We start from the raw sequence: 9,299 nt of genomic DNA, 5'->3' as shown, positions 1-9,299 counted from the left end.
GAGGCGCCTTACGGCTGCATCACGATACATTCGAGATTGCCGGCGGTACTTGCGGCTTCCATCGCCTCCGGCAGCGCCGCGAGCGGATAGACGCGCGGGGGGATCGCCCTGATGTCGAGCAGCCCGCTGCGCAACAACCAGGCCTTCATGCCCGTCTCCCTTGATGGCGGCCGCTTTGCGCATCGACGATGTTGCGCTATGGACGGCGGCGTTCCGCAAAACCATAATGTGTTCGCGCTCTTGCGAAAGCCTCGGTGCACCCACTTTCCGACATGCCCACCATGAGTTCCCCGTGACCGTCAAAGCCGTTGTGTTCGACGCCTATGGTGCGCTTTACGACAGCCAGTCGGCTGCCGTTGTCACTGCCCATGGGCGGAAAACATGAGCATTGAATCGGTCCGCGCCTTCTTCGCGGAACAAGCCCCCGACATTGCCGTGATCGAATCTTCGGTGAGTTCGGCGACGGTGGCGCTGGCCGCCGAGGCCTATGGCGTCGAGCCGGGCCGGATCGCGAAAACGCTTTCGCTTCGGGTCGGCGGGCGCGTGGTGCTGATAGTAGCTGCAGGCACCTCGCGAATTGACAACAAGAAGGTCAAGGCGCTGTTCGGGGGAAAACCGAAGATGCTCGGGCTCGACGAGGTCGCCGAGATTACCGGCCATGAGGTTGGCGGTGTCTGTCCGTTCGGACTGAAGACGCCACTGCCGGTCTATTGCGATGTTTCGCTGAAAGCCTTCGCCGAGGTGGTGCCAGCGGCCGGTTCGACCCACAGCGCAGTGCGCATCGCGCCGGCGCGGATGGCCGAACTCGTCAATGCCGAATGGGTCGACGTCTGCCAGCAGCAACCGTAGCGACGGCGCCGTCTACTGGTTGCTGTACGATCTCGACTGCTGGTTACGCCCTCGCGACGCGGTCTGGTCGGGCACACTGTCATTCGATTCAAACACCGCGCGGCACCCGTCGGAGAGCTGCGGCGTGTTTTGCCGCAAGCACGCCGTGATCCGATTGACGTCCGGGATCTGGTCGAAGCACAGACGCCAAACATCGGGCGTGCAGGCCATCTGCTGTTCCATGGTTCCGCGGTTTTCCTGCGCAAAGGCCGTGCCTTCAGCGGCGATGCCGCAGCCGAGCGTTAGCGCAAGGCTCAGGGCAATTTGGTGCACTCGCATGTCCGATCCTTTTCAGCAATTGAGTTGGCGTGCTTATCCCCGCCCACTCAGGCTTCGAAATGAATGGGGCATGGGAAGGTTCGTACCGAACAACAAAATGTGAGATCGGCTGCCCAGATCGCGAGCAACCGGAACCCGCACGTCGCACGCCATTGATGGCGAGGCGAGCCCTACTCCACCCTGCCGATCTTCTTCACCGCCGCGATCAGGCGCGCACTGTCCTCGGCGACGAACTTTGAGAATTCCGGCGCGTCCAGATAGGCCACTGGGCTGCCCGCGGTTTCGAAGGTCTTTGTCACTTCGGGACTTGTCACCGCTTGCGCCATGGCCTCGCGCAGCCGCGTCATGATCGGCGCAGGCAGGGCTGCCTGCGCGAACAGCCCGGCCCAGATGTAGAATTCGACATCCTTGTAGCCGAGCTCCTTGAAGGTCGGCAGATCGGGAAAGCTCGCGATCCGCTCAGCGCCCCAGTTCGCCAGCACGCGCATCCTGCCGTCGTCGACCTGCTGCTTCAGCGTGCCCGGCGCCGACGCCAAGGCCTGCACCGTGCCGCTCATCAGTGCCGTCAGCGCGGGGCCGGCGCCGCGAAACGGGATGTGCAGCAATTTGATTCCGGCGGAGGCTGCGAACATTTCCATCGCCACGTGCAGCGTGCCGTAAGGACCCGAGGAGCCGTAGGGAATCTGGCCGGGGCGATTTTTGGCGTCGTCGACGAAATCCTGCAGCGTCTTCCATGGCGACGAGGCCGGCACCGCAAGCAGCGTCGGATCGGCGAGCACGCGCGCCACGGGGGCGAATTGCGAGACTTCATAGAGCGCGGGCCGGTCGAACAACCGGTCGGCTTCCGGCAGCACCGCCAGCGATGACAGCGTCATCAGCAGCGTGTAGCCGTCGGGCTCGGCGCGCGCCGCCGCGGCATTGCCGATCGATCCGCCGGCGCCGCCGGCACGGTTGTCGACGACAAAGGGTTTTCCCAGAATCTTCTCCAGCGCCTGCGCGACTGGTCGCGCCGCGAGATCGGCCTGACCGCCGGCCGGAAACGGCACGATCATGGTGACATTGTGCGCCGGCCACGCTCCTTGCGCGAATACCGGATTGGATAGCGCGCTTGGCGCCAGCGGGAGTGCCACGGCAGCCTTCAGAATTTCGCGACGGTTCATCAGCAGTTCTCTCCCCCAAAGATTATTCGTTCTTTTGGAGGTAGCCTAACCCGAACCGTAGGGTGGGCAAAGGCGCATCGCGCCGTGCCCACCATTATTCGCCAAAGGCGCCCTGAACGTTGCGCATATCGCCTCCCCAGTCCACGGCCAGAAATCCCCGTTCAACATAGCGATGAAAGCTGCTGTGCGGCCAATCGGCCACGCGCGTGACGTATCCATGCTTCACTGGGTTGAAATGAGTGTAGTCGACATGGCGTTCAAGATCGGCGTCATCGCGAATCGCATGCTCCCAATAGCGGCGCTGCCAGATGCCCTTCTCTCGTTTGTTAACCTTGCTGGCGGATCGCGACCTCGGATCAAGGCCGCGTGAAAACCCGCTCTTAATCAGGCTCCAACGGGTGGAAAAATCGGAGTCACCCTCCGGCAGCGCCCAAACCGCGTGAATGTGATCGGGCAGGACGCAGATCGCGACCGTTTCAAACGGACGGCGTTGTTGGACTGTTCGGTAAGTCTGCCGCAGCCGATCGATCTCATCGACCAGGAGAGCGCTCGGCCGTTCGGCGAGAACGACAGTGAAAAAGAAAATGCTGCCTTTGATTTTGGCTCGAAGATATCGCGGCATGGTGCACCATATCAAAGAAAGCGGGGGGCACGCTTCGCTTTGCCCACCCTACGGAGTCCGTTCCGTCACTTCCGCTTCTTGCCCTTGGAAAAATGCTTGGCGAGAAAATCCGCCAGCACCTCGACGCGGGCGGGGCGCGGGCCGCCGGGGGGCATCACCAGATGCACCGCGCCTTCGGGCTGCTTCCAGTCCTTCAGGATCACTTCGACCTCGCCCGAGGCGATGGCGTCGCCGACGATGAACTCCGGCACATCGGCGATGCCGAGTCCCGCCAGCAGCGCCGGCATCAGCGCCTCGCCATTGTTGACGCGCAGCGGTCCCGCGGGACGCACGCTCGCCTGCTCGCCCTTGGAATTGGTGTAATTCCAGACGCCGGCCGTGGAGAGATAGGCGTAGCCGAGACATCGATGCTGCGCGAGATGCATCGGATGGGTCGGCCGGCCGTAACGCTTGAGATAGCCGGGCGCGGCCACGGTGTAGCGCGGCATCGCGCACAGCCGTCGGGCGATCAGCGACGAATCCGGCAGGCTCGCGATCCGCAGGCCCGCATCAAACCCCTCGCCGATCAGATCCACCATGGCGTCGCTCAAATGCAAGTCGATCGAAACATCCGGATATTGCTCCAAAAACTGCGGCAGGATCGGCGCCACCATTCTGACCCCGAACGTCATCGGCACGGCGAACCGCACCAGCCCGCGCGGGGCCACCGATTGCGCCAACGCCTCGTTCTCCGCCGCCTCCCCGTCGGCCAAGAGCCGCGCGGCGCGCTCGGACAGTTTTTGGCCGGCATCGGTCAAAGCGAGCCGCCGCGAGGTGCGGTTGAACAGCCGCGCGCCGAGCCGCTCCTCCAGCCGGGTGACGGCCTTCGATACCGTGGCCTTGGACAGCGATAGCTCGCTGGCGGCAGCCGCAAATGACCGTAACTCCACGACTTTTGCGAAAATGGCGAGGCCTTCGAAATCCGGAAGTTTTGCCATGCAGGCAATCCCATTAGATCAAATTTGGAAACAATACATTTCCTTAGTTTCTATTTCTAACCTACGCGGAAACGCATATCCAGATGTCAACGAAATCCATTTCAAGGAAAACCCCATGATCGAACTCAGACCATTTGCAAAACTCGGCGGCGCCGATCACGGCTGGCTGAAAGCAAAGCACCACTTCTCGTTCGCCAGCTATTACGACCCCGGCAACATGGGGCATGGCGCGCTGCGGGTGTGGAACGACGACGAGATCGCGCCGAACACCGGCTTTCCCGCCCATCCCCACGCCAACATGGAGATCATCACCTATGTCCGCGAGGGCGCGATCACCCATCAGGACAGTCTCGGCAACAAGGGGCGTACTGAAGCCGGCGACGTGCAGGTGATGAGCGCGGGAAGCGGCATCCGCCACTCCGAATACAATCTGGAGCCGACCAAGACCCGGATCTTCCAGATCTGGATCGAGCCGACCACCGAAGGCGGCCAGCCGACCTGGGGCGCGAAACCGTTCCCGAAATCGGATCGCTCCGGCAAGCTCGTCACCATCGCCAGCGGGTTCAAGGAAGACAAGGACGCACTGCCGATCCGGGCCGACGCGCGGGTGCTCGCCACCACGCTGAAGGCCGGCGAGAGCGCGGAATATGCGCCGCAGTCGTCGCGCAACCTTTATCTGGTGCCGGCGGCGGGTGCGGTCGAAATCAACGGCGTGCGCGTCAACGCCCGCGATGGTGCCGCGATCCGCGACGAAGCGCAGCTCAAGATCACCGCGCTGGAAGATTCCGAACTGGTGCTGGTCGACGCGGCGTAACCGTCAAGCGCACAGGCGTCCCAAAACAACTCGTTGCCATGCGCGGGCTTGACCCGCGCATCCATCCCACTTCGGAGGAGTCTTTCGAAGGCGATGGATTGCCGGGTCAAGCCCGGCAATGACGGTCCTCTTATGTCAACTACCACCCAAACCCTCACGGAGACTACCCATGACAAAAGTTCTCGTTCTCTATTATTCCGCTTACGGTCACATCGAGAAAATGGCGAACGCCGCCGCCGAAGGCGCGCGCGAGGCCGGCGCCACGGTCGACATCAAGCGGGTGCCGGAGCTGGTGCCCGAAGCCGTCGCCAAGGCGTCGCATTACAAGCTCGATCAGGCCGCACCGGTGGCTAAGATCGACGACCTTGTCAATTACGATGCCATCATCGTCGGCACCGGTACCCGCTTCGGCCGGATGGCGTCGCAGATGGCGAATTTCCTCGATCAGGCCGGCGGCCTCTGGGCCAAGGGCGCATTGCACGGCAAGGTCGGCGGCGCCTTCACCTCGACCGCGACCCAGCATGGCGGCCAGGAGACCACGCTGTTTTCCATCATCACCAACCTCCTGCATTTCGGCATGACCATCATCGGGCTCAACTACGGTTTCTCCGGCCAGATGGAGCTCAATGACGTCACCGGCGGCTCGCCCTATGGCGCCACCACGATCACCGGCGGCGACGGCAGCCGCCAGCCCACCGAGAACGAACTCGCGGGCGCGCGCTATCAAGGGCGCGTGATCGCGGAGACCGCCAAAAAGCTTCACGGCTGAACTGCATGGCTGACGCGATACGGGCGGCATTCTCATCCGCGGATGCCGCCCCATCTACCGTTGCGGAGACGACGGACTTCGCCATGATCGAGATTCTCTTTATCTATCAACTGGCACGCAATCCGGTGCGGGCGGTTGCCCGGCGCTGGTGGTGCCGCAGCCTGTTCCGCGCCTCCCGCGGCAAGCGGCGATGTGCGGAATGCACCGGCTTGTGATTTGGCTTTCCCGATAAGCTATTCGTGATCCTCAATTCGGGCCGTCTTGGAACCGGATGGGTCTCGGAGGGTTGGCCCGCGCGCATCCGCGCCCGGAGATCTCAGAAATGACCAGTAAGCCCAACCCCAAAGACAGCAAGAAAAGCCCCGCGCAGCATCCCGGCATGATGGGTGATGGCACCGAGGAGCAAAATCTCGACCAGCCCGGCAACCCCGCCGCCCGCATCAAGAAAGACGAAGTGGACGCCGCCTTCGCCAAGGACGCGAAAAAGTAACGCGCCCATCCCTATTGGCTGCCAGATCGCATATAAAGGCCGGGCCGATCGGGCTCGGCCTTGTCGTGTGAGAACGCCGATGAAAACCTGTTGCGGTGACGCATGAGTGACGCCTCGCAGCCCCCCTCATCGCAAAGCCTTTGGCCTGATTTGCCGACCGCGGCATGGCGCGGCACCTACGAAACGCTGCATCTGTGGACCCAGATCGTCGGCAAGATTCGTCTGGCCCGTACCCCCTGGCTGAACCATTCCTGGCATGTCGCGCTTTATGTCAGCGCACGGGGGCTGACGACATCGCCGATTCCGGACGGCGCGGGGACATTTCAGGTCGACCTCGACTTCATCGATCATGCCTTGCGGATATCGACCAGTGGCGGCGCCAAGCAGGAATTCGCGTTGGCCGGACAATCGGTCGCGGGCTTCTATGCGGCTGTCATGGCCGCTCTCGCAGAGATCGGCATTCACGTCGCCATCGACGAGATGCCGAACGAATTGCCGGATCCGATCCGCTTTTCGCAGGACACCCGGCACGCCAGTTACGACCCGGACGCGGTGCGGCGTTTTTTCCAGATCCTGGCCAACGCCGACCGGGTGTTCAAGCAGTTCCGCACCGGCTTCCTCGGCAAGGCGAGCCCGGTGCATTTCTTCTGGGGCAGCTTCGACCTGGCCGTAACGCGATTTTCGGGCCGGCGCGCGCCGCGTCATCCTGGCGGCGTGCCACATTTATCTGATGACGTCGCGTGCGAAGCCTATTCGCACGAGGTGAGCAGCGCCGGCTTCTGGCCAGGCAGCGGCGCGATCGATTATCCTGCGTTCTATTCCTACGCCTATCCGGAACCGCCGGGCTTCCGCGCCGCGCGGGTGCGGCCGGACGCGGCGTTCTTCAGCGAGGCACTCGGCGAATTCATCCTGCCCTACGATGCCGTCCGCTTGTCGGCGCAGCCGGACCGGGCACTGCTCGATTTCCTGCAAAGCACCTACGAGGCCGCGGCCAATGCCGCGAAATGGGATCGCGATGCGCTGGAATGCGCGCTCGGCCAGCCGCGTGTGGTGCGGCAAGTCTAGCCTTCGAGATCGGCGAATTCGACAACACGGACGCCGCTGCGCACGCAATGCATCATGGGTATCAGGGCCACCTTTCTGCGGTAGCGTTGTCGTAGACAATGGCTATCAACGGAGACGCCGCATCGAGCGCGCCGTACCACGCCGACCCGTGGCCAGTACCAGCCCAGCGCGACGCCGCCTGCCTCCAGTCGTGTACGAACTCGACGCGAAAGGCCGCGGCCCGCGATATTTCTCGGCCCGTTGCGGGCGTCAACCCGTGCTATCCCTTGTCCCGATATGAGACGAAAGGCCGATCCGTTTCCTTTATCTGGCAAGATGAGTGCCCAGGGCAATCGGCGTCGCTTACAGTTAGATAATGTCTGCAATGTATGGCTGATGCGAAACCTAGAGTTTCGTTGGACGCGTTTTCTTCACGCAAAACCGCCACCTACTCCGCCCGAAAACGCTTCAGGAAGGCGCCGCGACCGCACGATGGATTCAGAACCCGTATATCAAGCGCTGTTTCTTGGCGCAGGCGCGCGAGTGCGAGGCGGCTTCGGACAATTCACCCACCTTTTGTATGAAGCGGTCGAAGAGTTCGATCCCGGCAGTTGCACGACGTTAACCTTGACCCGCTCGGAAGGGTCGCTCGCCGATATCTGGCGCGCGGTGGGGTCGGCACGGAACGTGGTCAGCAACTTCCCCATCTTGGCCTGGAAGCGCGTGATATTCCGGCCGCTCGCGGCGCTCTTGATAGCGCGGCTGCGCGGGCGGCGCGTGATCCTGCTCCAGCATGAATGGGCCGGCCTGCACTGGCTGCGCCGCATCGCTTATCTTCCGGCGTTGCTGCTCGCCGACACCATCGTGATGTTCTCTCCGTTGGTGCGGCGCGGACTCGCCGACGACTGGCTGGCCGGCTGGACAGCCCGCAAATGTGTGCTGGCACCTCTGCCGCCGAACATCGAAGCTCCCCCTGGGATCGCCGACTCCAGATTGCGGCAGCGGCTCGCCGCTGCACGGAAGGAGGGACGGCTGGTGATCGGCTATTTCGGATCGATCTACCCCGGCAAGCAGCCGAAGGCGCTGCTCCGGATCGGCGCGATCCTCAGGGACCGCGGGCAGAACCCGCTCATCGTGTATGTTGGCTCATTCATCCAGGGCACCGACAACGTCGAGCAGGAGTTCTACGCCCGCGCCGCCGAACTCGGCATCATCGACGATGTCATCGTCAGCGACTATGTCGCGTCCGACCATGAGGTGTTCGGCCTGCTCAGCCAGATCGACGCCTTCTGCTATCTGCTCGATGAGGGGCTCACCGCGCGGCGTTCCGGCATTCTCGCCTGCGCCCAATCCGGGCGTCCCGTGATCGTCACCGGCCCGGCCGAGCCTGACGAGTTCGACCATCACCCGCGTTTCAAGGAATTGATCGATCGCGGCGCGATCGTGGTGGTTGCCCGTGGATCGGACGACGAGGCCTATGCCGACAGGATCGTCTCGGCGCTGAAATGGCCGTCGGTGCAGGCGCCGTTTGATTTCGACGGCTGGTGGCTGGATATCGCGCTGGCCCTGCGGACGCAGTTCGGAAGCCTCATTCCCTCGCCCGGAACCGCGCCAGATGCAGCCCAAACACCGCCAGCAGAAACGTGAACCAAGTGGGATCGGCGCGATCGAGAGAGAAAATCGGGGCGCTACGGGCCCGGCGCGGCCGCAACCATTCCGGCGGTGGCGCGTTGCTCGATCTCAACCTTTTTCCGGGAGTTGAGACATGGCTGATCCCTCGCTGATCAAGGAGCATATGGACGTCATTTCGTCGGATCGAAAAACCGTCGGAAAGGTCGACCACCTCGAAGGCACCGACAAGATCAAGCTGACCAAACAGAGCTCGCCCGACGGCCAGCACCATCACTTTATCCCGGTGTCGTGGGTCGACCACGTCGACCAGCATGTGCACCTCAACAAGACAGGCGCCGAGGTCACCTCGCACTGGCAGCATGGCCGGCAGTAATCGATCGGCGTGCCTTGGCTCGCGTCAAAATGTGTGTATCATCGGGGCCTGAAGGGAATGCGATGCATCCGGCCGCCAACCTGCAATTCGAACGCTCGGTACGTGAATTCGCGCGGTGGCGCGCAGTCCCCGAGCAAGCCAGATCGCCCGCCCCGGCATGGTGGTGGGGACCGGCGCTTGAGGTGGTTTGCGTGCGGCAACCGATGCCGGCCGACTGGTGCGCCCGACTCGAATTGCCCGATGGCTCCACG

The 9,299-nt window shown here is 63.0% G+C and carries 13 protein-coding genes and 1 pseudogene; 9 read left to right on the top strand and 5 right to left on the bottom strand.

What is annotated here, in order from left to right:
* Positions 1 to 8: 8 nt before the first annotated feature.
* The gene (locus tag QZ213_RS19260; RefSeq protein ID WP_291687688.1) at positions 9 to 149 is read right to left on the bottom strand and encodes a hypothetical protein; all 141 of its coding nucleotides are present in this window, start codon (positions 147 to 149) and stop codon (positions 9 to 11) included.
* Between the two features lie 232 nt (positions 150 to 381).
* Between QZ213_RS19260 and QZ213_RS19255 the strand changes: the two genes are divergently transcribed.
* Entirely contained in the window at positions 382 to 849 is a 468-nt protein-coding gene (locus QZ213_RS19255) for a YbaK/EbsC family protein (RefSeq protein ID WP_291687687.1), read from the top strand.
* 12 nt (positions 850 to 861) lie between these two features.
* Here the strand turns inward: QZ213_RS19255 and QZ213_RS19250 are convergent, their stop codons facing one another.
* The 4 genes from QZ213_RS19250 to QZ213_RS19235 form a co-directional block, all read right to left on the bottom strand.
* Positions 862 to 1,167: a hypothetical protein gene (locus QZ213_RS19250; RefSeq protein WP_291687686.1), complete on the bottom strand. Its 306-nt coding sequence runs from the start codon at positions 1,165 to 1,167 to the stop codon at positions 862 to 864.
* 170 nt (positions 1,168 to 1,337) lie between these two features.
* Entirely contained in the window at positions 1,338 to 2,327 is a 990-nt protein-coding gene (locus tag QZ213_RS19245; protein WP_291687685.1) for a tripartite tricarboxylate transporter substrate binding protein, read from the bottom strand.
* A gap of 94 nt (positions 2,328 to 2,421) precedes the next feature.
* On the bottom strand, positions 2,422 to 2,949 hold the full coding sequence (locus tag QZ213_RS19240) for a transposase (protein ID WP_291687684.1): 528 nt from the start codon (positions 2,947 to 2,949) through the stop codon (positions 2,422 to 2,424).
* Between the two features lie 65 nt (positions 2,950 to 3,014).
* Positions 3,015 to 3,926: a LysR family transcriptional regulator gene (locus QZ213_RS19235; protein ID WP_291687683.1), complete on the bottom strand. Its 912-nt coding sequence runs from the start codon at positions 3,924 to 3,926 to the stop codon at positions 3,015 to 3,017.
* A 115-nt stretch (positions 3,927 to 4,041) separates the two neighbouring features.
* Between QZ213_RS19235 and QZ213_RS19230 the strand changes: the two genes are divergently transcribed.
* From QZ213_RS19230 to QZ213_RS19195, 8 genes and pseudogenes are all read left to right on the top strand, one after another.
* Positions 4,042 to 4,740 (top strand): pirin family protein, encoded by a 699-nt coding sequence (locus QZ213_RS19230; RefSeq protein WP_291687682.1) that lies wholly within the window; start codon positions 4,042 to 4,044, stop codon positions 4,738 to 4,740.
* A 169-nt stretch (positions 4,741 to 4,909) separates the two neighbouring features.
* Positions 4,910 to 5,509, top strand: a complete 600-nt coding sequence (wrbA, locus tag QZ213_RS19225; protein ID WP_291687681.1) for an NAD(P)H:quinone oxidoreductase — start codon at positions 4,910 to 4,912, stop codon at positions 5,507 to 5,509.
* 83 nt (positions 5,510 to 5,592) lie between these two features.
* Positions 5,593 to 5,724 (top strand): hypothetical protein, encoded by a 132-nt coding sequence (locus tag QZ213_RS19220; protein ID WP_291687680.1) that lies wholly within the window; start codon positions 5,593 to 5,595, stop codon positions 5,722 to 5,724.
* A 107-nt stretch (positions 5,725 to 5,831) separates the two neighbouring features.
* Positions 5,832 to 5,999 carry a hypothetical protein gene (locus QZ213_RS19215; protein ID WP_291687679.1) on the top strand — a complete coding sequence of 56 codons (168 nt, stop codon included), beginning with the start codon at positions 5,832 to 5,834 and terminating at the stop codon, positions 5,997 to 5,999.
* A 102-nt stretch (positions 6,000 to 6,101) separates the two neighbouring features.
* On the top strand, positions 6,102 to 7,064 hold the full coding sequence (locus tag QZ213_RS19210) for a DUF5996 family protein (RefSeq protein ID WP_291687678.1): 963 nt from the start codon (positions 6,102 to 6,104) through the stop codon (positions 7,062 to 7,064).
* A gap of 276 nt (positions 7,065 to 7,340) precedes the next feature.
* The gene (locus QZ213_RS19205; protein ID WP_291687677.1) at positions 7,341 to 8,690 is read left to right on the top strand and encodes a glycosyltransferase; all 1,350 of its coding nucleotides are present in this window, start codon (positions 7,341 to 7,343) and stop codon (positions 8,688 to 8,690) included.
* 118 nt (positions 8,691 to 8,808) lie between these two features.
* The gene (locus tag QZ213_RS19200) at positions 8,809 to 9,048 is read left to right on the top strand and encodes a DUF2171 domain-containing protein (RefSeq protein WP_291687676.1); all 240 of its coding nucleotides are present in this window, start codon (positions 8,809 to 8,811) and stop codon (positions 9,046 to 9,048) included.
* Positions 9,049 to 9,110: 62 nt separating this feature from the next.
* Positions 9,111 to 9,299: pseudogene (locus QZ213_RS19195) on the top strand (hypothetical protein); the annotation flags it as partial.

Source organism: Bradyrhizobium sp. (assembly GCF_017881085.1).
Classification (GTDB): domain Bacteria; phylum Pseudomonadota; class Alphaproteobacteria; order Rhizobiales; family Xanthobacteraceae; genus Bradyrhizobium.
Note: the sequence above shows the minus strand (reverse complement) of the source record. Positions and strands in the feature narration are given on the sequence as shown.

Coding starts and splice junctions, on each gene's coding strand:
- QZ213_RS19250 (WP_291687686.1), bottom strand. CDS start 1,167: ATGCGAGTGCACCAAATTGCCCTGAGCCTTGCGCTAACGCTCGGCTGC.
- QZ213_RS19200 (WP_291687676.1), top strand. CDS start 8,809: ATGGCTGATCCCTCGCTGATCAAGGAGCATATGGACGTCATTTCGTCG.
- QZ213_RS19240 (WP_291687684.1), bottom strand. CDS start 2,949: ATGCCGCGATATCTTCGAGCCAAAATCAAAGGCAGCATTTTCTTTTTC.
- QZ213_RS19260 (WP_291687688.1), bottom strand. CDS start 149: ATGAAGGCCTGGTTGTTGCGCAGCGGGCTGCTCGACATCAGGGCGATC.
- wrbA (WP_291687681.1), top strand. CDS start 4,910: ATGACAAAAGTTCTCGTTCTCTATTATTCCGCTTACGGTCACATCGAG.
- QZ213_RS19205 (WP_291687677.1), top strand. CDS start 7,341: ATGAGACGAAAGGCCGATCCGTTTCCTTTATCTGGCAAGATGAGTGCC.
- QZ213_RS19255 (WP_291687687.1), top strand. CDS start 382: ATGAGCATTGAATCGGTCCGCGCCTTCTTCGCGGAACAAGCCCCCGAC.
- QZ213_RS19210 (WP_291687678.1), top strand. CDS start 6,102: ATGAGTGACGCCTCGCAGCCCCCCTCATCGCAAAGCCTTTGGCCTGAT.
- QZ213_RS19220 (WP_291687680.1), top strand. CDS start 5,593: ATGATCGAGATTCTCTTTATCTATCAACTGGCACGCAATCCGGTGCGG.
- QZ213_RS19215 (WP_291687679.1), top strand. CDS start 5,832: ATGACCAGTAAGCCCAACCCCAAAGACAGCAAGAAAAGCCCCGCGCAG.
- QZ213_RS19245 (WP_291687685.1), bottom strand. CDS start 2,327: ATGAACCGTCGCGAAATTCTGAAGGCTGCCGTGGCACTCCCGCTGGCG.
- QZ213_RS19235 (WP_291687683.1), bottom strand. CDS start 3,926: ATGGCAAAACTTCCGGATTTCGAAGGCCTCGCCATTTTCGCAAAAGTC.
- QZ213_RS19230 (WP_291687682.1), top strand. CDS start 4,042: ATGATCGAACTCAGACCATTTGCAAAACTCGGCGGCGCCGATCACGGC.